This window comes from Methanocalculus chunghsingensis, from assembly GCF_018132105.1.
Taxonomy (GTDB): domain Archaea; phylum Halobacteriota; class Methanomicrobia; order Methanomicrobiales; family Methanocorpusculaceae; genus Methanocalculus; species Methanocalculus chunghsingensis.
In genome coordinates this window covers 16,982-42,828 of sequence record NZ_JWHL01000004.1, presented here as the reverse complement: position 1 = coordinate 42,828, position 25,847 = coordinate 16,982, and the positions used below count along the sequence as shown (strand labels likewise).

The 25,847-nt window shown below is 53.3% G+C and carries 23 protein-coding genes; 9 read left to right on the top strand and 14 right to left on the bottom strand.

Annotated elements, in window-relative coordinates:
- Positions 1-2: 2 nt before the first annotated feature.
- From RJ53_RS04240 to RJ53_RS04230, 3 genes are read left to right on the top strand one after another with little or no spacing between them, the layout of a single operon-like run.
- Positions 3-1,760: a V-type ATP synthase subunit A gene (locus tag RJ53_RS04240; protein ID WP_211530368.1), complete on the top strand. Its 1,758-nt coding sequence runs from the start codon at positions 3-5 to the stop codon at positions 1,758-1,760.
- Entirely contained in the window at positions 1,757-3,145 is a 1,389-nt protein-coding gene (locus RJ53_RS04235; protein WP_211530367.1) for a V-type ATP synthase subunit B, read from the top strand. Before RJ53_RS04240 ends, RJ53_RS04235 begins: the two co-directional genes overlap by 4 nt.
- A complete protein-coding gene (locus tag RJ53_RS04230) occupies positions 3,142-3,789 on the top strand; it encodes a V-type ATP synthase subunit D (protein ID WP_211530366.1) in 648 nt (215 codons plus the stop codon). Before RJ53_RS04235 ends, RJ53_RS04230 begins: the two co-directional genes overlap by 4 nt.
- Before the next feature lie 155 nt (positions 3,790-3,944).
- Here the strand turns inward: RJ53_RS04230 and RJ53_RS04225 are convergent, their stop codons facing one another.
- The 4 genes from RJ53_RS04225 to RJ53_RS04210 form a co-directional block, all read right to left on the bottom strand.
- On the bottom strand, positions 3,945-5,612 hold the full coding sequence (locus tag RJ53_RS04225; protein ID WP_211530365.1) for an AIPR family protein: 1,668 nt from the start codon (positions 5,610-5,612) through the stop codon (positions 3,945-3,947).
- 287 nt (positions 5,613-5,899) lie between these two features.
- Positions 5,900-6,847, bottom strand: coding sequence for a DNA adenine methylase (locus tag RJ53_RS04220; RefSeq protein ID WP_211530364.1), 948 nt, complete (start codon positions 6,845-6,847; stop codon positions 5,900-5,902).
- A gap of 169 nt (positions 6,848-7,016) precedes the next feature.
- Positions 7,017-7,220 (bottom strand): type II toxin-antitoxin system HicA family toxin, encoded by a 204-nt coding sequence (locus RJ53_RS11770; RefSeq protein WP_343221831.1) that lies wholly within the window; start codon positions 7,218-7,220, stop codon positions 7,017-7,019.
- 20 nt (positions 7,221-7,240) lie between these two features.
- Complete coding sequence (locus tag RJ53_RS04210) at positions 7,241-7,459, bottom strand: type II toxin-antitoxin system HicB family antitoxin (protein WP_343221823.1); 219 nt, start codon at positions 7,457-7,459, stop codon at positions 7,241-7,243.
- 155 nt (positions 7,460-7,614) lie between these two features.
- On the opposite strand from RJ53_RS04210, the gene RJ53_RS04205 reads away from it, so the two are divergent.
- Complete coding sequence (locus RJ53_RS04205) at positions 7,615-7,830, top strand: hypothetical protein (RefSeq protein WP_211530479.1); 216 nt, start codon at positions 7,615-7,617, stop codon at positions 7,828-7,830.
- Positions 7,831-7,864: 34 nt separating this feature from the next.
- Here RJ53_RS04205 and RJ53_RS11620 read toward each other — a convergent pair whose 3' ends face one another.
- From RJ53_RS11620 to RJ53_RS04130, 3 genes are all read right to left on the bottom strand, one after another.
- Complete coding sequence (locus RJ53_RS11620) at positions 7,865-13,870, bottom strand: PKD domain-containing protein (RefSeq protein ID WP_246495983.1); 6,006 nt, start codon at positions 13,868-13,870, stop codon at positions 7,865-7,867.
- 201 nt (positions 13,871-14,071) lie between these two features.
- Positions 14,072-16,162 (bottom strand): M3 family metallopeptidase, encoded by a 2,091-nt coding sequence (locus RJ53_RS04135; protein WP_211530363.1) that lies wholly within the window; start codon positions 16,160-16,162, stop codon positions 14,072-14,074.
- Complete coding sequence (locus RJ53_RS04130) at positions 16,163-16,357, bottom strand: hypothetical protein (protein ID WP_211530362.1); 195 nt, start codon at positions 16,355-16,357, stop codon at positions 16,163-16,165. It lies immediately after the preceding gene.
- Between the two features lie 9 nt (positions 16,358-16,366).
- On the opposite strand from RJ53_RS04130, the gene RJ53_RS04125 reads away from it, so the two are divergent.
- A complete protein-coding gene (locus tag RJ53_RS04125; protein ID WP_211530361.1) occupies positions 16,367-16,987 on the top strand; it encodes a zinc metalloprotease in 621 nt (206 codons plus the stop codon).
- A gap of 54 nt (positions 16,988-17,041) precedes the next feature.
- On the opposite strand, the gene RJ53_RS04120 is transcribed toward RJ53_RS04125, so the two are convergent.
- From RJ53_RS04120 to RJ53_RS04090, 7 genes are all read right to left on the bottom strand, one after another.
- Entirely contained in the window at positions 17,042-18,205 is a 1,164-nt protein-coding gene (locus RJ53_RS04120; RefSeq protein WP_211530360.1) for an RNA-binding domain-containing protein, read from the bottom strand.
- A gap of 65 nt (positions 18,206-18,270) precedes the next feature.
- A complete protein-coding gene (locus RJ53_RS04115) occupies positions 18,271-18,597 on the bottom strand; it encodes a YbjQ family protein (RefSeq protein WP_246495982.1) in 327 nt (108 codons plus the stop codon).
- A gap of 56 nt (positions 18,598-18,653) precedes the next feature.
- Complete coding sequence (locus RJ53_RS04110; protein ID WP_211530359.1) at positions 18,654-19,247, bottom strand: flavodoxin family protein; 594 nt, start codon at positions 19,245-19,247, stop codon at positions 18,654-18,656.
- On the bottom strand, positions 19,244-19,858 hold the full coding sequence (locus RJ53_RS04105; protein ID WP_211530358.1) for a flavodoxin family protein: 615 nt from the start codon (positions 19,856-19,858) through the stop codon (positions 19,244-19,246). Before RJ53_RS04105 ends, RJ53_RS04110 begins: the two co-directional genes overlap by 4 nt.
- A 332-nt stretch (positions 19,859-20,190) precedes the next feature.
- Positions 20,191-22,386 (bottom strand): elongation factor EF-2, encoded by a 2,196-nt coding sequence (locus tag RJ53_RS04100; RefSeq protein WP_211530357.1) that lies wholly within the window; start codon positions 22,384-22,386, stop codon positions 20,191-20,193.
- Positions 22,387-22,408: 22 nt separating this feature from the next.
- Complete coding sequence (locus RJ53_RS04095; RefSeq protein WP_246495981.1) at positions 22,409-23,023, bottom strand: 30S ribosomal protein S7; 615 nt, start codon at positions 23,021-23,023, stop codon at positions 22,409-22,411.
- Between the two features lie 2 nt (positions 23,024-23,025).
- Positions 23,026-23,454, bottom strand: a complete 429-nt coding sequence (locus RJ53_RS04090; RefSeq protein ID WP_211530356.1) for a 30S ribosomal protein S12 — start codon at positions 23,452-23,454, stop codon at positions 23,026-23,028.
- A gap of 165 nt (positions 23,455-23,619) precedes the next feature.
- On the opposite strand from RJ53_RS04090, the gene RJ53_RS04085 reads away from it, so the two are divergent.
- The 4 genes from RJ53_RS04085 to RJ53_RS04070 are packed head-to-tail and all read left to right on the top strand — an operon-like array spanning position 23,620 to position 25,802.
- Positions 23,620-24,024, top strand: coding sequence for a 6-carboxytetrahydropterin synthase (locus tag RJ53_RS04085; protein ID WP_211530355.1), 405 nt, complete (start codon positions 23,620-23,622; stop codon positions 24,022-24,024).
- The gene (locus tag RJ53_RS04080) at positions 24,021-24,635 is read left to right on the top strand and encodes a 7-carboxy-7-deazaguanine synthase QueE (protein WP_211530354.1); all 615 of its coding nucleotides are present in this window, start codon (positions 24,021-24,023) and stop codon (positions 24,633-24,635) included. Before RJ53_RS04085 ends, RJ53_RS04080 begins: the two co-directional genes overlap by 4 nt.
- Position 24,636: 1 nt before the next feature.
- On the top strand, positions 24,637-25,308 hold the full coding sequence (gene queC, locus RJ53_RS04075) for a 7-cyano-7-deazaguanine synthase QueC (protein ID WP_211530353.1): 672 nt from the start codon (positions 24,637-24,639) through the stop codon (positions 25,306-25,308).
- Positions 25,305-25,802 (top strand): NUDIX hydrolase, encoded by a 498-nt coding sequence (locus tag RJ53_RS04070; RefSeq protein WP_211530352.1) that lies wholly within the window; start codon positions 25,305-25,307, stop codon positions 25,800-25,802. Before queC ends, RJ53_RS04070 begins: the two co-directional genes overlap by 4 nt.
- Positions 25,803-25,847 lie beyond the last annotated feature (45 nt).

The window sequence follows — 25,847 nt, the reverse complement described above, 5'->3', positions numbered from 1 at the left end:
CGTTGAGTGATAAAGGCAGGATAATCCGGATCACCGGTCCAGTCGTCGAGGCAGACCGGATGCGTGGAGCACAGATGTACGAGGTCGTCTATGTTGGAGATGACGAGCTGATCGGCGAGATCATCGGGCTTGAAGAAGATCTGGCAACCGTTCAGGTCTACGAGGATACGGGCGGGATCACCCCCGGCGAGCCGGTGCAACGCACCGGGATGTCCCTCTCGGTCGAGCTCGGCCCCGGTCTCCTCGGGATGATCTATGATGGTATCCAGAGGCCGCTCACTGAGCTTGGATCCATCTCCGGCGACTTCATCATCAGGGGGGTGAGCAGCCCGGCATTGCCGAGGGAGAGGAGATACAGGTTCACGCCGGATGTCACCGAAGGGGATGAGCTGAAGGGGGGAGCCGTCATCGGGACGGTGCCGGAGACGAACCAGATCATCCATTCGATCCTCCTCCCACCCCATCTCTCCGGGAAGGTGACGAAGGTTGCCGGAGAGGGGGAGTACACGGTTCTCGACCAAATCCTCTGGCTGGCTGACAGAGATGGCAACGAGCATGAGATCACGATGCTCCAGCGCTGGCCGGTCCGGGTGCCCCGCCCGATTCGGGAGAAGCTCCCTCCGGTCCGGCCCCTCATCACCGGCCAGCGGGTGATCGACTCCTTCTTCCCGATGGTCCAGGGGGGGACGGCGGCGGTACCGGGCCCCTTTGGTGCCGGGAAGACCGTTGTCCAGCATCAGCTCGCCAAATGGTCGGATGCGGATATCATCGTCTATGTCGGATGCGGAGAGCGTGGAAACGAGATGGCCGATGTCCTCAGGCAGTTCCCTGCCCTCATCGATCCAAAGACGAAGGAGCCACTGATGAAACGGACGGTTCTTATCGGGAATACATCGAACATGCCGGTCGCCGCACGTGAGGCATCGGTCTATACCGGGATCACCATCGCGGAGTATTACCGGGATATGGGGTACTCCGTTGCACTGATGGCAGATTCAACTTCCAGGTGGGCCGAGGCGATGCGGGAGATCTCCGGCCGGCTTGAGGAGATGCCCGGAGAGCATGGGTATCCTGCGTACCTCGGATCACGGCTTGCCGACTTTTATGAGCGTGCCGGGCGGGTGACGGCATTATCCGGGGAGGAGGGATCGGTCTCTGTCATCGGTGCGGTATCACCTCCGGGGGGCGACTTCTCAGAACCGGTGACCCAGAATACGCTCCGGATCGTCAGGGTCTTCTGGGCACTGGATGCCGATCTCGCCCATCAGCGACATTTCCCGGCAGTGAACTGGCTCCTCTCGTACTCGCTCTACGCCGATCTGGCTGAGCCCTGGTGGGAGAAGCATGGCGGAACGGACTGGGGCAGAATGCGGGGCGATCTCCTCAGGCTCCTCCAGAAGGAGAGCGAGCTTGAAGAGATCGTCCAGCTCGTCGGGCCCGATCTCCTCCCGGAACAGGACAAGTTTACGCTCCATGTCGCCACCATCCTGCGTGAGTCATTCCTCATCCAGTCCGCATTTGATGAGGTCGATACTTTCTGCCCACCGGAGAAGCAGTACCGGATGATGCGGCTGATTCACCGGTACCTGCTTCATGGAAGAGATGCGGTTGAAGAAGGGATGACGGCAGAAGAGGCGGCAGGGCTCCCGGTTGCCGGCAGGCTTGCCCGGATGGGACCGATGCCGCATGATGACTTTGCAGAGCAGTATGAGACGGTGCTGCATGAGATTGATGATGCATTCAAAGGAGGCAGACGATGACACAACCGCTCCGTGAGTTCCGGTCCGTCGTCCGGGTGGCCGGCCCGATCCTCGCCGTCTCCGGGATCGATGATGCCGGATATAACGAGGTCGTCCACGTCCTCCTGCCGGATGGCACCATGCGGCTTGGCCAGGTCCTCGAGTCCCGGATGGGGATGGCGATCGTGATGGTCTTTGGCGGAACCCGGGATCTCGACTGTGATGTATCGGCGGTTCGGTTCACCGGAAAGCCACTGATGATGCCGGTTGCAAAAGAGATGCTCGGCAGGATCTTCTCGGGATCGGCCGAGCCTATCGACGGGGGGGGCCGCGTTGTGCCTGAGAAGGAGATGGAGATCTCAGGGTATGCGATCAATCCGACGAGGCGTGAGTTCCCGGAGGATTTCATCGAGACCGGGATATCGGCCATCGACGGGATGAACACCCTCGTCCGGGGACAGAAACTCCCGGTCTTCTCAGGCTCCGGTCTCCCCCACAGCCAGCTCGCCGCCCAGATCACCCGGCAGGCACGGGTCCGTGGAACGGAGGAGTCGTTTGCCGTCGTCTTTGCGGCGATGGGGATCACGCATGAGGAAGCCCGGTTCTTTATCCGTGAGTTCTCCGAGACCGGGGCACGGGCACACGCCGTCCTCTTCTTAAACCGTGCCGATGATCCTGCCATCGAGCGGATCGTCACTCCCCGCCTCGCCCTGACCGCAGCCGAGTATCTCGCGTTTGACTGCGGGATGCATGTCCTTGTGGTGATGCAGGATATCACGGCATACTGCGAGGCACTCAGGGAGGTTTCGGCCGCCCGTGAGGAGATCCCGGCCCGCCGGGGGTATCCGGGCTATATGTACACCGATCTCGCCTCCCTGTATGAACGTGCCGGGAGGGTCAAAGGCCGGGCCGGATCGATCACCCAGCTGCCGATCCTCTCGATGCCTGATGACGATATCACCCACCCTGTCCCCGACCTGACCGGGTATATCACCGAAGGCCAGATCGTCCTCTCCCGCGAACTCCACCGGAAAGGGATCTACCCTCCGATCGATGTTCTCCCCTGTTTATCACGGCTGATGCAGGGGGGGATCGGGAAGGAGAGGACACGGGCCGACCATGCGGATGTCTCAAGCCAGCTCTATGCGGCATACGCCCGTGGACGACGGCTTGCCGGGCTTGTTGCGGTCATCGGCGATGAAGGGCTGACCGATACCGACCGGCTGTACCTCACCTTCCTTGAACGGTTTGAAGAGGAGTTTGTCGGGCAGAAGAGGGATGAAGGCCGCTCGATAGGCGAGACCCTTGATCGGGCATGGGATCTCCTCTCCATCTTCCCACAAGACGAGCTGAAACGGATCAACCCCGCCTTCATCAGGGAGTATTACCGGGGTGAGATCGGGTGAGCAGGCGCCTCCCGCCGGGGCTGAGACCGACACGCATCGAGTTGCAGAAGGTCCGTCGCAGGCTTGTGACCGCCGAGAAGGGGCATGAACTGCTCCGGGAGAAGCTTGATGCGATGGTGATGGAGTTCTTCTCCCTGACAAAGCGGCGGGATGAGATGCGACGAAGAATGGAAGAGGCGTTTGCCGCCGCCTATCCTGCCCTCATGGAGGCTGAGATGGCGGGATCCCGGCGGGAGGTGGAGAGTGCTGCGGCTATCGAACGGACGATCCCGGATATTCCGGCAACCGGGAAGGGGATCATGGGGGTGGGGATCCCTGCATTTGCGATCCCGGAACCCCTCCGGCCGGGGAAGATGCCGGGGTACGGGCTGGCTGCCGGGAACGGACGCCTCGATGCAGCCTCGGATCTCGCTCTTGAGGCGGTGGCTCTGGCAATCCGGCTCTCCGAGGTGGAGGGGGCGATCCTCCGCCTCTCCTCACGGATAACATCAGTCCGGAGGCGGACAAATGCCCTCGACTCGATCCTGATTCCCCGGCTGAAGGGGATCATTGTCTATATCTCCGATTATCTTGAGGAGCAGGAGCGGGAGGATCTCTTCAGGAGAAAACGGACGAAGTCACGGGGTGAGGAGCGGCGATGGTGAATGATTACCTGCCTCTGCTGTTTTTGGCACTTGGGATCGCCGGGATGCTGACGGTGGTGATCGGGGGGATCGTGCTGATATTGGTGCTTGTCGGGGCGATCTGAGGATGAGGTGGTTGACCTTAATGAGTACTATGCCGCATCGATAATGAATCCCTACTCCAGAAGCTGTTCGATCAAATCTCCACGTCTAAACGTTGCTGCCAACTGCTGGAGTGAAACCTCCCGTGTTCCGTACAGCTTGTGTAGTGCAGAATCAATAGCTACTATAGCACGTTCAAGATAGTAGTCTCCTCTTTCCCTGATGAGCTTCTCAGCTTCATTTAGATGTACGTGACCAAGATCTGCACGTACCAGTTTCATATCCTCAAGAAGGTAGTGTCCCATCTGCATAGCAAGAAAACAGGATGCGTATCTTATAAATGGTGGATCATTATCTTTTGGTCTTTTACGACGATTCTCAGTTATACGATATATGAGGGTTGCAATGATAACCTGAGCTCCGGTCAGATCTTCTGAGAAAATATGATCATAAAGCTTCCCAAAATGTTCTCGGGAGAAGAATTTTGCCTGATGTGGCTTCTGCCTCCAGACCGATAAAACCGCTTCTGCTGCAACGCCTGAGGTGATATCTACGGGTTTAATCGTTGAATCGGTTCTTTTTCTCCGATATGAATAACCGAGTTGTTCGATATCGACCTCAAGGCGTTTCTGGAGATCGTCATTTGCCCGGAGATCTTTGAGGTCAACAGGATTCTGGCTGTTTGTTGCATAAGTTATCTGCCGGATGAGATGATCATTGTCACGAGGAAGCTGGTAGAGGCGAAGAAGTATATATGCATCTGAGGGTGGCTCGAAGATATGGTCTTTAAGTGTTTTGTATATTGTCATACAGGTTTGTCCACCATTGATTATCTGAAGATTTTCAACATTCACCTGATAATCCCCTCGTTGTAAAGCGTTATAATCAAACTTCTCACAAACGAGTGTTATACCATTGTTATAGAAATAAAAATTATTACTTTCCTTAGATAAAAGAGTGTCACGAATCGCTTCATTTACCCGGTTACCTTGCAGTCCAAGATAACGGCGGATATTTCTGTCGAGTAATCGTTCTCCATGTCTATGCATCAGAGAATATATTCCTTTAATATGTATTCTCCCAATGAAAACACGGCTGAAGTTGAAATCCTCGATTATTGCTGAACCTGTGAGATGAAGGGTGTCATTGATGGGTTTTGTTGATTGAAGAATTGAAACCAGACGATCATGGTTGAGATACTCCCATGTAACTTGATTGTTAAAACCTGCCTGTTTAATCAGAATGTCTGCTGCTTCATTCCAGTGCAGGCCGTTATTGCATAGCACTGCTCTGACCTGAGGTATATATCCATCACGAATCAGAGAGCGAACCTCTTCTACACGGGAGAGAAGACGGGGATTAACTGGCTGAAGTTGGGCTTGTGGATCGAAGAGAACCTGTATGGCCCGAATCAATGAGCTAACTCCACTCTCAGGAAATGTTGAGTTCCCATCAAGATTCTTTTGTTTATATTTTCCCTGAAAAAGAGTTACCACGAATTCCCCATCGAACTCTTCTGAAATCTGCATGGCATCAACTCCGAAATCCTGTGTGCCTTCAGTGAGACAGTCAAATGCCTCATCAGGGGAAATGTCAAGTAGAGTTTGTACAGAGAGGTGGACAAAGGCAAGGGATTTTAATCGAATAGGATCGGTGATCGATAATTCATCCTGTGCTCGTTGCGCAATAGATGCAGAAACTGCAGAAAGCCTCTGATCAATAATTGATGCGTTAATATTCATCCTATTCTCTCCGATATACATTGGATGTTACTTATACCCTGTTCTTTTCGTAAAAAATAAGTACATCCATATTCGATGCATTTAGTGGCCTTTCGGAATCATGGGTGTTTAAACTTCAAAAGGTTTTACCTTATTGAAGTTGCCAAATGATTTTTTAGTATTGAAAATAAAATATATTATTTATTAGACCGTTTATTTTACATCCATCGGAACATCCATCTTTTCATCGGGTATCCCTGCTGCCCCTGAGCGTATCATGAGCGTCTGCTTTGGATCTCCGGGATGCCTTACCTCTCCGATGACCGGTAATTCGTGATGATCAGCTCGTTGATCGCCCCTCTTCCCGCACCATTTGAATTGATCATCCGTGTTGCAGGCACCCGTTCGATGGTGAAGCCGGAGTAGAGATCATCAAAGAAGCAATCATCGGGATCGGTGTTTTTGGGATCCGAGTTGGAGAGCATGACTTTTGCTCCCGTCCGGTCAAGCTCACGGAAGAATTCGGCGAGCCGGATCTGGTCGTCTTCGTCAAACCCGTCCTTTGCATAAGAGGTGAAGACGGCAGTCTTCTCGTTGAGGGGGCGGTAGGGGGGATCGAAATAGACGAATGTCTTCTCATCCACGACATCCCGGCAGCCGGTGAAGTCACCCTGCCTGATGGTCGTCTCCGCAAGGAGTTTTGCGACATTGCGCAGGTTCTCTGCATTCAGGATATCAGGATTTTTGTACTTTCCGAAGGGAACATTGAATCCTCCACTCCGGTTCACCCGGAAGAGTCCGTTGAAACAGGTCCGGTTTAAGAAGATAATCCATGCCGCACGGGTGATCCAGTCCGGGTTGTATCCGTCAAACGATATTTCGGAGAGCTGCCTGTTGAAGCTGTCACGGATCTCGTAATAGAAGGCTTTCCTCTCTTCCTCGTCACGCTGATAATACGCCGATTTCAGGTGATCCAGTCTCTCGATCAGCGCCTCTGTATCCTTCTGGATGACGGAATAGCAGAGGGTGAGCTCGCAGTTGACGTCAGAGAGATACGACTCTTCTATGGTATGATGCTCGTGCAGGGCAAAGAAGAGGGCGCCCCCGCCGATGAACGGCTCGACATATCTGGTGATCTCCCCGGTGGCAATCCCTGGCGGGAGGCGGGAGATGAGGTCGGGCAGAAGCTGTGTTTTTCCGCCCGCCCATTTGAGAAACGGGTGCGCCTGTCCTGGTGTTCGTTTTGGTCGTGGCATTGGGTGTGTATCTCCTGAGTGGTAGTCCAGAATTCTTTGGTACTTGTGTGTGCGGAGAACAAAAATAGTCGCCAGATTGAAGCCGGGGATCCAGCCTTCGGGGTGATTGAATATGGTTTCTGGTGGAGGATTATGGAGAAATAGTGCTGATTCTGGTGTTGTTAGGGGGTCAGATACGGTTGATAAAGTCCTCAACAGTCATTCCGGAGTCGGTAATGAGATCACGGAGAGTGCCGCGTTTGACCTCGGTATGGAGAGGTACAGAAAGCGATACTGAAAACCCCTCTTTCTTCATAATGATATGGCTCGCAGTTTGTCTTCGGACTTTCCACCCTGCTTTTGTAAAGGCCTTTACTGCAACATGGCCGGAGATTACCGGGAGGCGGGGTGTATTCAGAGAGTCACTTCCATAATCCGGGTACTTTTGGTTCGAAGAAGATCTTCATTGTGAACCTCAACACAGCCAACAATGGCATCTTTTATATTTTCAAGAGCCTCTTCAACCGTTTCACCTTGTGAGTGACACCCAGGGATTGCCGGGCAGCTGACGTTATAGCCTCCATCTTCCGGATCTTCTCGAACAACTACTTGAAATTTCATTTTTTCTTCCACTTACAAAATTGATGTATATATAATAATATGGCATTGCGGAGTATTAGATATTGTGCTGGTGATTTCTCTCCGGCATGAATGACGGGGTCTCTTCACCCTTGGATATGATGGAGAGATATTGTTGCAGGATAGATGCTTCATGAGGTCCGGGTCACATACCTGAGATAGAACCCCGGTATATCATGTCAGATGATCAGAAACCCGTCGGTATGATGATGGATATCTCAATAATCGAAGAGATTGAGGCCGTTACTGAGGATTTCGGCCTTGCAGAGTATATCCGCAAATCCGATGACGACGATCCTCTGGGTCACTCCAAGCCTCTGAAATCGTACAGGAATGGTAAGGAATCTCAGGAGCGGCGATGGTAAATGAAGGCCTGCCACCCGGTGTGCTGGTGAAAAATCAGAGTGCCGGGATCTTCCCGACATAGAAGTATGCAATCCGGGCGGCATCGGCTCCGGTGACAGATCCGTCCCCGTCAAAGTCTGCCTCCAGATCCTCTTCCACAAGATCTGCTGCCATCCAGGAGACTTTTGAGACATCCCCGATATCAATCCTGTTATTCAGGTTGAAGTCGGCACGGAGGTGTATCAGTATATAATCCGTTTTTGTCGTCGTGTCACTCCCACCAGCATTGGTAACGGTCAGGTGTACCGTATAGGTGCCGGGGATGAGGTAGGTATGGACCGGGTTTTGTGAGGTGGAGGTGTTCCCATCACCGAAATGCCAGAGCCAGGAGGCCGGATCTCCAGAGGAGGTATCATTGAACTGAACAACAAGCGGGGCATACCCGTTTGTGATATTTGCAGTGAAGCCAGCGACAGGGGCAGGTACCGGGCTGAATGGTGAGAATGCCTGGATCCTGTTATTGTATATGTCTGTGACGAAGACTGTCCCGTCGGCATCGGCTGCAATGCCACCCGGCACATTAAATTCACCATTCTTATCACCAAATGTACCCCAGGTGGTGATGAAGACTCCGTTGGGCGTGAACTTTCGGATCTGATTATTGAATGTATCAGTTACGTATACATTCCCTTCCGGATCGGTTGCAACTCTCAGGCAATTGGTTGATCCCCATTGTGTGATAAAAGTACCATTCGAATCGAACGTCCGTATACTGCCGCCACTGGCGACATAAATAATGCCAGATGGATCAAGGGCGATCCCATAAGGATTTGGTGATGTCCATCTGGTGATGAAGGTGCCATTGGCATCAAATTTCTGGATGCGGTTATTATTGGTATCTGCAACATAGACAAATCCATCTGCATCGACAGCGATATCCTGTGGATGATCGAACTGGCCATCACCTGAGCCGATTGGCCAGCCCCCCCATTTGGTGATGTAGGTACCATTGGCATCAAATTTCTGGATACGGCTGTTACCTGTATCTGCGACATAGATGAATCCATCTGAGTCGACCGCAACACCTTTTGGCCATTTGAATTTACCCTCTGCCTCATCAACAAACTCAGCTCCCGGGAGTGTGGGGGATCCCTCTTCACCAAATCCTCTGATGAAGGTCCCTGTTTTATCGAATACCTGGATACGGCTATTCCAGGTATCAACGACATATATGTTCCCGGCATTATCCACCGTCATCCCCTCAGGATGATAGAATGCTCCGTCGCCCGGAGACTCAGCTCCCCATGTGGTAATAAATGTAGCATTACTATCAAATTTCTGGATGCGATTATTATAATAGTCGGTTACATAGATACTGCCACTGCTGTCGATGGCAATATCGTGTGGAACCTCAAACTCAGCATCCCCATCACCTCTCTTTCCCCAGCTTCGGATAAACGCTCCATCATTAGTAAATTTCTGGATGCGGTTGTTCCAGGAATCGACAACGTACACACCCCCTGCTCCATCGACCAGGATACCGGAAGGACTCCTGAACTGTCCGTCATCAGAGCCATGGGACCCCCATTGTGCAAGGAATGCACCATTCTGATCAAATTTCTGGACCCGGTTATTCAATATGTCAGTAATGTACATCGCACCGTCATCATCAATGGATATCCCAACAGGCCCCAATCCAAATTCCCCGTCACCTGATCCCTGGGAGAATTGATATTGCGTTATGAATGTGCCATTGGGGGTGAATGTCTGGATACGGTTGACAAAATAGTCTGCCACATAGATAGTGCCGTTGCTGTCAAGGGCGATACCCCTGGCATCCTGGAACTGGCCTTCACCGGAACCATATGACCCCCATTCTGAGATGAAGGTACCCTCTCCATCATACTTCCGGATACGAGTGCCCTGGGAGAGATAGACGAAACCATCGGCATCAATTGCAATTTCTGCGCCTCCGAGCAGCAGTCCATCATCCCATGTACCTCCACCTCCTTTCCATGAAGTGAGGAAGGTGCCATTGCTATCGAATTTCTGGATGCGGTTGTTTCCTGCATCGACAACGTATATATTGCCGGCTGGATCAACAGCGGTTCCTCCCGGGTACAGGAATCTTCCATCTCCAAACGATCCCCACTGGTTGACGTAAGTGTAGTGCTCAGGGGGCGGGGTTGCATTGATATACTGAATTTTTTCTTTGGTGTCACTGCCAATGGCATTTGAGACGGTCAGGGAGACGGTATAGGTCCCGGGGATCGTGTATATCTTCGTCGGGTTCTGGTCGGTTGATGTCGTTCCATCGCCGAATGTCCATTGCCATGTGGTGATATCCCCGGTTGATTCATCAGTGAAACGGACAGAGAGTGGCGTCTCACCGGATGTTGGGGTTGCGGTAAAATCAGCGATCGGCATCCCCTCAATTACCGGCGAAAAGACCTGTATCCTGTGGTTTCGTGCATCTGATACAATGATATTCCCAAATCTGTCAACCAGGACATCATAAGGCTCATTGAACTGACCTTCTGCAGCTCCATAGGATCCGATCAGGGTCAGATACGTTCCGTTGCTGTCAAAAACCTGGATACGGTGGTTCTGAGTATCTGCCACATAGATATGTCCGGCAGCATCAGCATCGATCCCCCGTGGCATAGCAAATTCTCCGTCCCCGGATCCATGGACCCCCCATGCAGATACGAACCTGCCATCGGATTCAAACTTCTGGATCCGGTGATTGCCCCAGTCAACGACATAGAGATAATCATCCGAATCCACGGTGATGCCCATTGCCGAGTTGAACTGCCCATCCCCACTGCCGCTTGTTCCCCATTCAAGGAGGAATGTCCCATTTCTGGCAAACTTCTGGACACGATCGCGATCGGTTACATAGATATTGCCATCAGAATCAGCTGCAATACCATAAAGGGAACTAAACTGTCCCTCGCCAAAGCCGTATGACCCCCATTCCGAGATGAATGAGCCGGTGCTGTCAAATTTCTGGACGAGTCCGGTCCAGCTGTCGGTCACATAATAATTACCGTCTGGATCCGTACAAATATCCCGTGGCAGTTCAAACTCGCCCTCTCCGGATCCCGAGCGCCCCCATCTGCCGATGAAGGAGCCATCAGTACTGAAGGTCTGGATACGATAATTTCCCTGGTCGACGACCGAGAGATTCCCATTCTGATCGAAAGCCATTCCTTCCGGATAGACAAACTGTCCGTCAGCTGATCCGCGTGATCCCCATTCTGTCATAAATGTATAGTTCCCGGGGATCGGAACGCCGATGACAGTGATATAATTCTCTCTGGTACGACTGCTGTTTTCTTCCGCATTCGCTATATGCAGTGAGACGGTGTAGGTACCGACGGTCGTATAGGTCTTTTCAGGATGTTGTACTGTGGAGGTGGTGCCATCCCCAAACTCCCAGAGCCATCCAGTCGGGGATCCGGTTGAAAGGTCAGTAAAATGCACCGTAAGCTGTTTAATACCAAGTGTTGGTGTGCCGGTGAAGTTTGCCGCAAGCGGCAGTGGAGTTTCGGTGACGGTGATAAACTGATCTCTCGTGATCGAACTGCTCCCCTCTGCATTTGAGACACTCAGGGATACCGTGTGGAGTCCTGGTGCTGTGTAGATCTTCTCCGGGTTTTGTTCAGTTGAATCTGTTCCATCCCCAAACTCCCAGAGCCAGGAGGCCGGGTTGCCGGTTGAGAGATCGGTGAACTGAACCGCAAGAGGTGCAGAACCGGTGGTGGGTGTTCCGGTGAAGTTCGCGACCGGTGGAGATACCGGTGCTTCGGTGACGGTGATATACTCGTCACGTGTCATAGTGGTACTCCCGGCCTCATTTACCGCGGTAAGTGATATGGAATAGATACCGGGTATCTCAAAGACTTTCTGAGGGTTCTGATCGGTCGTATTCGTCCCATCCCCAAATTCCCAGAGCCAGGAGGCCGGGTTGCCGGTTGAGAGATCGGTGAACTGAACCGCAAGAGGGGCGGTCCCATTGGTGGGTGTTCCGGTGAAGTTCGCGACCGGTGGAGATACCGGTGTTTCGGTGACGGTGATATACTGTGCCTTTGTAACACTGCTGTTCCCATCGACATTCGCCACATCGAGTGCTACTGTGTATGAGCCGGCTGTGCTGTATGTCTTCACCGGATGCTGATTCGTCGAGGTTGTGCCATCCCCGAAATGCCAGAGCCATTCCGTTGGTCCTCCGGTCGAGAGATCGGTAAACTCCACGGTGAGTGGAGATCTCCCTTTCGTTGGAACTCCGATTAAATCGGCAACGGGAGGTACCGGATATGCAGTAACATTGATGTAATCCTGTTGTGTGGTGGTGTTGGTCCCACCATCATTTGTTGCATTGAGAGATATGGTGTATATACCGGGTGTATCGTAGATCTTCACCGGATGTTGCAGTGTTGAACTATTACCGTCACCAAAATCCCAGTACCATGATGTCGGCTCTCCGGTTGATGTGTCATTGAACCGGACAGTGAGCGGAGCAGACCCGATAGTGGGATGTCCGGTGAAACTGGCAACAGGAAGTGCCGGGATTACCGTGATCTGATCACCGGCTTTTAGATCAGATAGATCTCCACGGGAGGGGAGGAGCACCACCAGATACTCTCCCGGTTCTGAAAAGGTATAAGCCGGATTTTGGTCAGTTGTATTATAGAATGGATCTATCTCCGGAAACCCATCGATTATGCGATAAAAAAGCCATAGCCATTCATCCGGTGGTGCAAGACCCCCTGTGGACGTGTCGGAGAACAGCACGGTCAGAGGGGCAGTACCCGTTGTCGTATTCATCGTGAAGTCTGCTTTGACCCAGTCACGGACAGTTATGTAATACTCTTCTACTGCAGTCGTGCTCCCAAAGGTATTCCCGACAACCAATGAGACGTTGTAGATGCCGGGGAGCGTATACGTATGTGAGGGGTGCTGCTCTTCTGATATGTTTCCATCGCCAAAGTCCCATGACCAGGATGTCGGAGCACCTCTGGAGAGATCCGTAAAGTTGACAAGAACCGGAAGATCTCCTTCCCGTGGTTCTCCGGTGAAGTCTGCGACAGGAGACCGGGAGAACTTCTGGATACGGTGAATATCGCGTTGTGCCTCACCATCTGCCACAAAGACATTCCCGTTCTGATCAACAGCTACTCCTCGTGGATACTGAAACTCTCCCTCTCCTGTACCCCGGTATCCCCATTTGGCGATATACGTGCCATTGGCATCGAACTTCTGAACCCGGTATAAGAGCCCGCTCCCGGTATAATACTGACCTTCCGCGACGAAGAGATTGCCTTCATCATCCACTGCTGCGCCACTTGGGGGATAGGTGAATTGTCCATTGCCCATCCCTTCTGATCCCCAGGCTGCGATGAAGGAGCCATTGAGGTGGAACTTCTGGATCCGGTAGTTCTCGTCCCCCACATAGACGAAGCCATCTCTGCTGACAGTAATCGGTAGGGGGAATCTGAACTCCCCGGCCCCTGATCCCTGTGACCCCCAGGTCGCAATGAAGGTGCCGACCGAATCAAATGTCTGGATCCGGTGGTTGTGAGTATCTGCGACATAGACGTTGCCTGATGCATCAACCGCAATTCCCCCCGGGCGTTCAAACTGACCTGGACCAGATCCTTGCAATCCCCAGTTGGTGATGGCATTTCCGTCTGAATCAAACCGCTGAATGCGATGATTCATCTCATCAACGACGAAGATAGTACCTTCATCATCCACAGCGACACCTTTGGGATTGTTAAATTCCCGTAAGCCGCTCCCTAAAAGGCCCCATTTTGTAACGAATGAACCATCATTGTCAAATTTCTGTATCCGGTTATTGCCGGAGTCTGCGACATAGATGTTGCCTTCCCCGTCAATGGCAATCCCTTCCGGCCTGATGAACTGTCCATCATCAGAGCCATAAGACCCCCATTGTGTAACAAAAAGGTACTCTTCCGTTGCCTGTACACCAGCAGCGATACAGGTGCAGAAGAGAACTACTAAAAATAAATTCATGAGATTTTTCATTCCAGCCATAAGAACACCTTAAAATGAATACATAAGTACGGATCGTGAGTGCATTCACACGAGTAGCAGATCTCTCTTTTGCAGATACTTGTACAATATAGTTAATATAACCACGTGTCAAATAAAAATATATAGCAGATATAAAAATTTTTTAAATAATAAAATTAACCACTATAAAATATAGATGCAGGGAGTATTCACCTTTCCGAATCATTTCGTTTCTGTATGTATCCCAAGAAACCTGTACAACGGCTCGATCCCCGGCTCCTCCCCAAGAAAGTCAGTCAGGAGTACCATACCATCTGCCATATTGCCCTGCCCAAGGACGGTTCTCCGGTATGCCATCCCGGTTGTCCGGTTGGTCATGCCATCCTCCTCGAAGCGGTCGACGATGTTCATCGCATAGACTTTTGACCAGAGGTACCCGTAGTACCCGGCATCGTATCCGCCCATCAGGTGGGAGAAGCTGGCCGGCTGTTGTGTCCCCTCTATTGCAGGTATGCCTCGCAGCTCTTCATGCAGCTCCCTGTAGATCCGGACGGTGTCAACAGGCCCCTCTGTTGAGTGATAGATCATATCCTGGAGGGAACCGAGGAGTGATGAGGAGTAAGAATACCCTTTCCCAAAATCCTGCGAGGCGATGACCCGGTCCCGAAGATCCGATGGGATCTTCTGTTCCGGATCTGTGTAATGGCCGGAGATCGATTCCAGGATGACGGGATCGAATATCCACTCTTCAAATGCCTGGGACGGGGTTTCTGCAAAGTCCCACTCGACATTGAATCCTGAGAGTGTGCCATATGGTGCACGGGTGAGAAGGGTATGGGTGGCATGCCCCATCTCGTGGAATACTATCCAGATTTCATCTGTTGTTAACAGGGCAGGCTTCCCCTCCTGCGGGGGGTTGAAGTTTCCGATGATCGCCGCAGATGGTTCTGCATACCCGTCTTCAGTCATCCGCCCGCCTGCAAGCCCAAATATGATGAAATGATTGTATTTTCCTTCACGTGGATAGAGATCAAGATAGAGGTGGCCGATTGGCGTTCCATCCGCCTCATCGCTGATGCGGAAGAGCCGGACATCGGGATGCCATACTACTGGATTATCGACTTCCTCAATTGTTATCCCATAGAGGGATTCCCAGATCCCAAACATCCCATCAAGCACCCGGTCTAGGGGAAAGTACTCTTTCACCTCATCATTGCTGTACCCGTACTCCTCGGTTTTATGGATCTCGGTGAGGTAGGTACTATCCCATGGATCGAGTGATTCGGCACCGGGATCACTCCGCTGTTTGATGGCAAGAAGAATGGCAGATTCAGCCTCTCTCTTCTCCCGGAGGGGTTCCCTGAGATCATTTAAGAATACCATCACCGAATCCGCATCCCCTGCCATCCGCCCGTCGATCTGATAGTCTGCCCAGGTGTCATAGCCGAGTTCATGGGCAACCTTCTGGCGAAGCTGGATCGCCTCTTCAAGGAGCGGGATGTTCTTGTCTCCCTGTATGGTATGGTCCGCAACAAGCATCCTCCTGCGTGTCTCACTCTCATCAGCATACCTCATGACTGCGATATAATCGGGATAGGTTGTCGTGACGATGTAGTCTCCCGTTTCTGTCCGGGCAAAACCCGCGAGTGCAGATGGAGGGAGGCCGCGGAGTTCGTCTTCAGAGAAGAGAAGGGTTGTGTCATCATTGTTGAGGTTTGCGTTGTATTCTGCCTCGAGTGCAGCAATCCGGTTCTTCATCCCGATGACCCGCTCAAGCTGTTCCTCGTCAAGGTGGAGCCCCTGTTTCTCAAATCTTTTTACAATAACATCCCGCAGGCGCCTCTCCCCGGCTGTCCGTGGTACCTGATCTGCCAGAGCATCATAGAGATCCCGCCGGGCATAGGTCTCTGTTGTGAATACCGACTGGGCTTCATCCGTGGCCATCCCCTCCTCCCGGACGGTTGCATCTGGATGGACATACCCCATCAACAGCATGGGGTAGACGGCATCCGTATAATCGGTGATGATGGTGTCAAATGCAAGGAACGTATTCTCAAATGTCCGCTCTTCTTCCGGTATCCCGGCTATTGCATCGAATCCGGATCGTGCCTCCCCCTCTGCCTCTGCATAGAGGAGGGGGATCTCCCCGGGAGCATAATCAGCTTTTATCGGCTCTTCGGTCTGATTTGCCAGGATTTGTGGCTGTTCGCCACCAAGGCATCCCGCTGATCCCACAAGTGCGAAGAGTATCAGGAGAAGAGAGAGGGTGAAGATGAGTTTTCCCGTGAATCGTCCTGGGTGTATGGGCTTCATTCATGTATCATCAGCCCGGAAATTATTTAACTCCGCAGGCGAGAAGTCCCCTTGCGCAAGCGGGGGGTAGTTCACCTGTAGATCGGAGATCCCGTATCCCTCCCCTTCTTTCTCCTCGGTCCGGGCTTTCATCCGATGAAGATGAGCATGGCAGGCATGATCCCGGATGAGAAACCCTATCTTCTGCGAAACCAATATTTCTTAATGCTTAATCGTATCTCCATCCGCGAGCGAAAAGACCTCGGCATCGCCTGGTTTGCCCTCGCGATCGCCTTCTCCATCGCACTCGTCGGAGGCATCTCAGGTGGTGGGGTGGACCTCGGAACAGCGGCACTCCTCATCCTCCTCTCGATGGTCACCGTCGGGGTCGGCTTCGTCCTCCATGAACTGGCCCATAAGTTCACTGCCATCCACTATGGTCACTGGGCAGAGTTTCGGAAAGACAACCAGATGCTCCTTGTTGCCGTCGCCCTCGCCGCTCTCGTCGGCGTCGTCTTTGCAGCACCCGGTGCAACGATGATCTACGGCTCAGGCCTCTCAAGGAAGGAGAATGGTGTCATCTCGGCGGCCGGTCCGGTCACGAACCTCCTCCTCGCCATACCATTTGGGATCATCGCCCTTGCAAGCATCGCATTTGGCCTCTCCCCATTCATCGCCCTCGTCGGTGCCATCGGGGTCAAGATCAACGGGATGCTCGCCGCCTTCAATATGCTCCCCGTCGGGCCGCTCGATGGGAAGAAGGTCCTTGCATGGAACAAAGGCGTCTTCCTGCTCCTGATCGGCCTGTCGTTTGCGCTGCTGATCGGGGCGATGGTGTACCTCTGAATCAAAAAATAACGGGATGTTAGGGCGTACCACCCTCCTCCGGACCACCTCTTTTTAAAAGATCTTCTTCCGATGAACCGTCACAATGAAGAGGCCGCTCTCTCTGTCATCCAGAAAATCAATATCCGGCCATTCCTGCAGGGCACGCTTGATCCCTGAACCAAGCCCCCGATAGGGAAGCAGCCCCTTAGCAACGAATGATACAAGAATTGGGTTTCTCATGACAGAGTTCCCTGACCGGATTTTTGGAACAGTCAGATTGTTTGGCAGATTGCCTGGGCTGATGATCTCAATCCGATTATCAAAGACGAAGAGGCGTATCGGCGCATTGATCAGGTAATCCCGGTGAACGAGAGCGTTTACCAGCAGTTCCTCAAAGACAACCTGCGGAATCTCCGGCATCCCGGGTGCGTTCACACTCTGGCCGGCCTGAATTTTGTGGAGGCTACGCATGATGAAGAGGAGTGCCCCTTGGAAGATCTCCGGAAGAGGTCCCGCAAAATCCTCTGAATCATAAAAGGAACTTTCATGAAAGGTTTCCCCGGGATACCGGATTGCTTTTACAATGAATTGCGGTTTGATCCACTCCGGCCGTTCCGCAAAGAGCAGAAGACCGGCAAGATTCAGCATACCGTCCTCTGTAGCCAGATTCATGTTCTGGAGCAGCCGTACCAGGTCATCATCCGTCTCCGGATACGGGAGATCATAGACACGCTGCAGAAAGGGGCGAAGACGGAGCTTATCAAGGTGATCAATACCTGCCTTCGTCGGCAGCTCATCTGCATGAAACTGGTTGGCGCTCTGAAAGAGGCGGCACAACTCCTCTCGTGAATTAACCCGGCGCTTATCAGATCCGGTCTTCAGCCATATGACCCCGTTCTTATCGAAGTACGGTTTATCTATCCCTTTGGGAACAGTAAGGACGATAACGATCCGATCCTCGCCTAACCAGACATTCTCTGTCTGAACAGTCAGCGGGCTCCGCACATGCTGGGAGGCAGAATTACTGATTAATTGGTTGATCCGGGTAACATCCACACGGGAGATACCGGGTACCGATCCATCATCGGCAACACCGATCACGATGATTCCCCCCTCAGCATTGGCAAATGCCGCCATCTCTGCTGCCAGGGAGTCGGCATTTGTAATATCCTGTTTAAACTGGCGGTGACTATCCTCGCCAGGTGCGATAAGATTGTATACTTCTTCAGGGGTCATGCTGCATACCCAAATCCTCCATAACGATACAGCGGGAGTGTTCCCGCTTCATCTCCCGGATCCTCCTACTTCTTCTTCATCTTTACCGCAGTCCCAAACGCCACGATCTCTGCCGCACCCGGCATCGTCTCGGCGGTCGTGAACCTGGATGCGACAACAGCATCGGCCCCGACTCTTCGGGCTTCCGCAACCATCCGGGAGAGAGCCTCGGCCCTGGCTTCTGAGAGCATCTCGGTATAGGCCCCGATCTCGCCGCCGATGAGGCTCTTTAAGCCTGCAAAGATGTCCTTTCCGATATGTTTTGCACGAACGGTATTGCCAAAGACAACCCCGATTACCTCGAGGTCATATCCTGGTATCTCATCGGTCGTGGTGACCAGTATTTCACTCATACCAGAATATGGATGTATCAGAAAGTAATACCTCCGCTCAGGATCACAGGGATCGGTCAGGAGAGCTTCGCAAGCTCTGTTACGACCGATGCCCCTGCCTTCCGTGCATCCGCAAGGGCCGTCGGGTGACCTTTGATCCCCTTATATTCGTCCATATTGTTTGCGATGATATTATCCCGGTACTCAAACCCGATATCGTTGAAGAAGGCCGTCATCACCGGATAGGCGGCAGAAAAGACATGATCCCAGTTCTGGCCCGCGGTCGAGACGAAGAAGCCCTTATGCCTGCTGATATGATCATAATCGAAGTAGAGATCCTTCAGGATGAACTTCCTCGCCCAGAAGACCTGCCCCCGGTCTATGAGCGCCTTCATCTCCGCCGTCACACTCATCGAGTAGATCGGGGAGGCAAGGGCGAGGATATCAACAGAGAGGATCTCCTCAAAAATTTCTGTCAGATCATCCTTCAGCACACAGACACCGGTCTTATGGCAGGCATTGCAGCCTTTGCATGATGAAAATTCGAGATCGCGGAGGACGATCTTCTCAATATCCGCTCCCCCCTCACGTACACCCTCAAGGAAGGCGTCAAGGAGTGTCTCGGTGTTGCCACCCCGCCGGGGAGAGCCCGAAATCCCAAGTGCCTTCATTCCCTTTTCATCTCCCGCATCGTCGTGATCACTTCATCTGCAAGGGCAGCCGCATCCTTCCCAGCGCTCGGATGCTCAAGGATTGCCCCCTTCTCATCGACATTATTAACCATCAGGTACCGGATATCCTTATTCTTCACATCGATGACATTGAAGAGGCATTTCACCGATGGTATCGCAGCATCGAAGACATACTCCCAGTCCTGGCCGGCGGTCGCAAGGAAGATCCCGATCCGCTTTCCTTTCCGTTCAGGGGGAACAATCGGGAGCTTCAGGACATACTTCCGTGATCTGAAGACCTGTGCCCGGTCGATGAGGGCTTTTGGCTGTGCCGCAATCCCCATACAGAAGATCGGGGAGGAGAGGATGATGATATCGGCATCGATGATCTTCTGCTCCACCCAGACGAGATCATCCTTCTGGACACAGGTATTGAGCTTCTCGCAGGCGTTACATCCTTTACAGGGGGCAATGTTGATCTCGGTCAGGGGATACTTCTCCACCTCGACATCAGGCTCCTTCCGCATCGCATCGAGGACCCAGTCGAGAAGTGTCTCTGAATTACCATGCCGCCGTGGCGAGCCGGCAAATGCAAGCACCTTGATACCCATACCAGATGATCATCCTGTACACTGATAAAGACTCGGGATCGCCCTGCTCATCAGGCAGGTAGCCACGAAAAAGAAAAAGGACAGGGTGGAGATCAACTACCAACGACTAAAGTCGTTGGTTTGCCCTTCCATCTCTCTGATCCGGGTTGTATCAGAGCGGAGTGCGATAGGCTGGTTGATAGACAGCCCGTAGATATGTGCATGATAACCGTTGTCTCCCTAGAGGAAGTACCTTGCACACATTAGCATCGACTATTGAATATTTAGATTTAACGGCATTCCCCCCACGACTGAAGTCGTGGGCTTCCTGCCTGTTAGATCGTGATCTGGCCTTATGCGAGGTAATCGTTTGGCGTTGGGATCTGTTCCTTCAGTCCCTTCCGCCTCCGGATACCGATGACGACGTCATTGACGAGGGATGCGGGAACCAGCTGGAACCCGGAGAACTCGGTACTCCACATTGCCCGGCCCTCGGTTGCTGACCTGAGGTCGCCTGCGAACCCGAAGAGTTCTGCAACCGGTGCCACACCGTTGACGACGATCTGGTCGCCTTCGGAGTCGGTGGTGGTGAGCTGGCCACGGCGTCCCTGGATCTGGGAGATGGCTGCGCCCATCTGATCCTGAGGGACCGTGATCTGGATCTTCTGGGCCGGCTCGAGGAGCTGGTCATTCGCCATCAGGATACCGGCCTTCACAGCTGCCCTGACCGCCGGGATAACCTGGGCGGGACCACGGTGGATGGCATCCTCGTGGAGTTTGACATCCATCAGACGGATCTTGACGTTCTGAACCTGCTCATCTGCGAGCGGGCCACCATCAAGTGCCTCATGGAGACCATCAAGGATCAGCTCCATCGTCTCGTTCAGGTACTGGACACCCTTCGTCATATCGATGAAGATGTTCGAGTTGTACATGTCCTTGACGCTCTTCGCCTCATCCTTCTCCATGCCAAGAGCAACAAGAGCATCACGGCGTTCGATGGCATTCATGTTCATCGAGACGGTACCGGTCTTGATCGCATCGACGATAACCTCATCGAGGGGCTCAAGTTCGATGTAGAACCTGTTGTGACGGTTGGGCGACTTCCCTTCGACAGGACCTGCCTTCTTCGTGACCGTCTCCCTGTAGACGACGATCGGCTCGGAGGTGACGATATCGACGTTCTTGTCACGGCGGATACGGCCGGTGATGACCTCAAGGTGAAGCTCTCCCATTCCGGCGATTAAGTGTTCACCGGTCTCTTCATTGATGGTGATGCGGATCGTTGGATCCTCTTTCGCAACCTGCCGGAGAACCTCGACGAGTTTGGGGAGATCCTTCATGTTCTTCGCCTCGACAGCGACGGTCATGACAGGTTCGGAGTAGTGCTTCAGCGACTCAAACGGTGCGATATCCTGGTTAGAGGTGACGGTTGAACCGACGAAGGCATCTTTGAGACCGGTGACTGCGGCGATATTACCACCGACGATCTGCTCCACCTCAACACGGGTCGGACCCATGAAGATACCGACCTGCTGGAGACGGTTGGGCTTTCCGGCAGTCCCGACAACATACAGTTCCATCCCACGGCTTATCTTTCCTGAGAAGAGACGACCTGTTGCAACCTCACCTGCATGGGGATCAAAGGAGATATCGGTGACCATCATCGTGACCGCACCCTTGTGATCACAGTTGAGCATCGCCTTTCCTTCAGGAGATTCCTTGTCACCATGCCAGATGATCGGGATACGCCGCTTCTGGGCATCGACCGGATTTGGAAGATGCTTGACGACGATATCAAGAATCACTTCATGGAGCGGACTTGACTTGGCAAGACCCTTCATATCACCGGCATTGCACTTGTCGATGACTTCCTTGAAGGAGATACCGCTCTTCTGCATGTACGGGATCGAGACAGCCCAGTTGTAGAGAGCAGACCCAAAGGCGACGGTGCCGTTTGTGGCATCCAGTTTCCAGCCACCCTCACTGTACATCTTCTCGTTCATCCCTTTGATGAGCTTGTTCACCTTATCGATGACTTTTCCGAGGCGAATCATCATCTCCTGCGGATCAACCTTCAGCTCATTGATGAGACGGTCAACCTTGTTGATGAAGAGGATCGGGCGGACACCCTCCTTGAGGGCCTGGCGAAGAACAGTCTCGGTCTGGGGCATCGGCCCTTCAACCGCATCGACAAGAACGATGGCACCATCAACCGCACGCATTGCACGGGTGACATCCCCACCGAAGTCGACGTGGCCTGGCGTATCGATCATGTTGATCAGATACTCTTTGCCATTGTATTCATGCACCATCGAGACGTTCGATGCATCGATGGTGATTCCACGTGCCTGCTCCTCTGCATCGGAATCCATGAAGAGCTGTTTACCGGAGAGCTCCTCTGAGATCATCCCTGCCCCTGAGAGGAGGTTGTCGGAGAAGGTCGTCTTTCCGTGGTCAATATGTGCAACAATACCGATGTTTCGGATGAACTCTGGTTTGTCCATCAGTTCCGAAACTTTCTCTACCATCTTTTTGCCGCGTGACATAGATCACCAAAAAAGATATGGATTAGCGGGCGGACTTTGCGATCCGCTCAACCTCTTCTTTCTTTCCGACAGAGAAGCACTTTGAATCGCCCTTTGCCGCTGCGATAAGCTCGTCGGCAAGAACCTGCGATGCAGACCGCTTGGTCTTGTGCGAGCCTCTCCAGACGCCGGTTGCGATATACTTCAGAGCAGTATTTACCCTGCGAATCGGGGCGGTATCGACCGACTTTGGCACATTGATACCACCATACTTCAGCCTGACCGTCTCCTCACGGGGTCCGGTGTTGCCGATTGCATCGACGAGAACCTGAATCGGGTTCTGTTTCGTCTTCTGGTTGATGATATCGAAGGCTTCCATAACGGTCCGCGTGCAGAGCTGCTTCTTGCCTGAGTTGTGCTCCACCTGCATCAGCCGGTTGATAAGCCGCTCGACGATTGCCATCGAGGACTTGGTGAACTGCTGCTGGGTGAGCCGGCCGCAGGAGTGCGGAACTGCCGTTGAGGTGATGGTGACATACCGCTCAAGGCCCGGGTCCTTAATGACGACTTCTGATGGATCCCACTTGTTGAAGAGGAGGATGGAGTTTCCGACAACCTGCTGCTCTTCTTCCTGTACCATGACTTCTTCTGTCACCATGATCACCTGCGCGCCTTCTCCTTCCGTCCCATAACAAGTTCATGGAGTGAGACGTTGTTCACTGCGGTGACGACGAACCGGACACCAGGGATATCTCCCATGGAACGGCCCATACGACCGCCGATTCCCTCAACCGTAACCTCATCGTGTTCATCGATGAAGTTGATCGCACCGTCGCCGACTGCAAAAGCGGTCACCTGACGGCCATTCTTGATGAGCTGAACACGCACACACTTCCGGATAGCCGAGTTTGGCTGTTTTGCCTCGACACCGACCTTCTCAAGGACGATACCCCGGCCCTGTGGCGCTCCTTTCAGCGGATCGGCCTTCAGTTTCAGTTCAAGCGCACGGCGTGCGTATTTTGGATCACTCCAGCGGAACTTCTTTGAGTCGCGCTGAAGCTTTCTCGCTGCAAATTTTCCCTGTCCCATGTATATACCTCGATATGCTGGTTTTTGATCCGGTGGATGTTCCAGAATCTGGAATACTTATTGCGCGGAGGTGTTTTATATACTATCCGCCGACCACACGTTCCTACATTCATGAGTGGTCTTCGATAATAACCTTATACATCCTCTCCGCCAACTGATAACCACATGTCCACCCGCATCTACAAAGAGGTCTACTTCGATGCAAGCCACCGTCTGCTTCATTACGACGGGAAATGCGCCCGATTGCATGGACACCGATGGCGCACCGAGGTCTGGCTCGAGGGGACTGTGGATCCACGGACGCAGATCCTCATTGATTACAATTGCATAAAAAAACTTGTTGAGATCTACGACCATCAGGTCATCCTCAATGCAGACGACCCGATGGTCGGGTGCCTCTCTGAGTTTCAGGATGTCGTGGTCACCGAGGGCGATCCGACGAGCGAGCTCCTTTGCGTCCTGATTGCCGATCAGATAGACGAGGCATGCCGGATGATGGGCCTTGACTGCAGGATAACCACTGTCCGGGTATGGGAAGGTGCAACCTGCTACGCCGAGGTCTCCCGGTGAGGGTCTCTGAGATCTTCGTCAGTTTTCAGGGGGAGGGGAGGGAGCAGGGGAAACGCTGCACCTTCCTCCGCCTTGCCGGATGCAACCTCACCTGCCGGTGGTGCGATACCCCGGATACGCAGGATGCCGCGGGCGGGAGGGAGCGCTCAGCAGATGCGATCCTTGATGAGATACGGTCACTGGGAGTCCGGCGGATCTGCATCACCGGCGGCGAGCCGCTCCTCCAGGCAGATGAACTCCTCCCCCTCCTCCGGGTTCTTGCAGGCGAGGGGTACAAAGTCGATATCGAGACGAATGGAACGGTGCCCTTTGGTCCGGTGCTCCCCTGGGCGGCGGTCTGTATGGATATCAAATGCCCGTCGTCAGGGGAGGAGAGTGACACCTCCCTCCTTCCCCTGATCCGCCCGGTTGATACCGTCAAGTTCGTCGTCGCAGATCAACAGGATCTCGACTATGCCGCGAAAATACTCAGGGAGCATCCGATCGCCGGAGAGGTGATCATCTCCCCGGTTCATGGCGCAGACTACCATGCGATCGCTGAAGAGATCATCGGATGGAACCATGAGATCCGTCTCCAGCTTCAACTCCACAAACAGATAGGGATGCGATAAAATGAAAGCAGTATGCCTCCTCTCAGGAGGGATGGATTCGGCCACCCTCGCGTATTATGCCCGGGATATGGGATATACACTCCTCCCCCTCCACATCAGGTACGGACAGAGGACAGAATCAAAAGAGCTTGGATGCGCAGAGAGGCTTGCCAGACGCCTGGGAGCAGAACCCCCGGTCGTCATCTCCCTCGAGTACTTCAGGGCATTTGGCGCAAGCAGTCTCACCGACCCGGAGATGGCCGTGGAACGCCATGATGATGCATCTCCGGAACATCCAAACACCTATGTACCCTTCCGAAATGCCAACCTCCTTGCTATCGCAACGAGCTTTGCAGAGGCACGCGGCGCAGAGGCGATCTTCATCGGGGTGCAGGCAGGCGACTATGCCGGATACCCCGACTGCCGGCCCGAATTCATCGAGGCATTCCAGAAGGTCATCGATCTCGGGACGATGACAGAGACCCCGATACGCCTCTTCGCCCCGTTCGTCGGGATGAACAAGACAGAGATCCTCAGGACCGGCTTTGCCCTTGATGTCCCCTATGAAGAGACATGGTCCTGTTACGGGGAGGATGATCTTGCCTGTGGCATATGCTCCTCCTGCCATTACCGGCTGGAGGCATTTGCAAACACCGGACGGGCTGACCCCATCAGGTACCGGGGGCAGCAATGACGACGATCTACCAGGGGAAGAGGCTCTCGGTCGAGCTGCGGAGGGTGGATCTCCCAAATGGCACCAGCAAGGAGACGATCATCATTCATCCCGGCGGCGCCGTGGTAATGCTCCCCCGTGACGGCGACGACTGCTACCTCATCAGGCAGTACCGCCCGGCACTCGGGGATTATATCTACGAGGCACCCGCCGGGACGATGGAGGATGGCGAGCTCCCCGAGGAGACGGCAGACCGTGAGATGGTCGAGGAGACCCGGCTCAGGGCCGGGACCCTCATCCCCCGGGGCATCATCAATACCACCCCCGGATACACCGATGAGGTCCTGCACCTCTATGAGGCACGGGATCTCAGACCGGCAGATGATCATCATCCTGACGAGGATGAGGTGATCGAGGTCATCCGCCTGCCAATTGCAGAGGCGGAGGAGATGGCACGGGACGGGCGGATCACGGACGCAAAGACGATCTGCCTCCTCTTCCGGTGCCGCGAGTGAGGAATACTCACCTTTATTGGATGAGAAAGAGAATTTATGAACAGT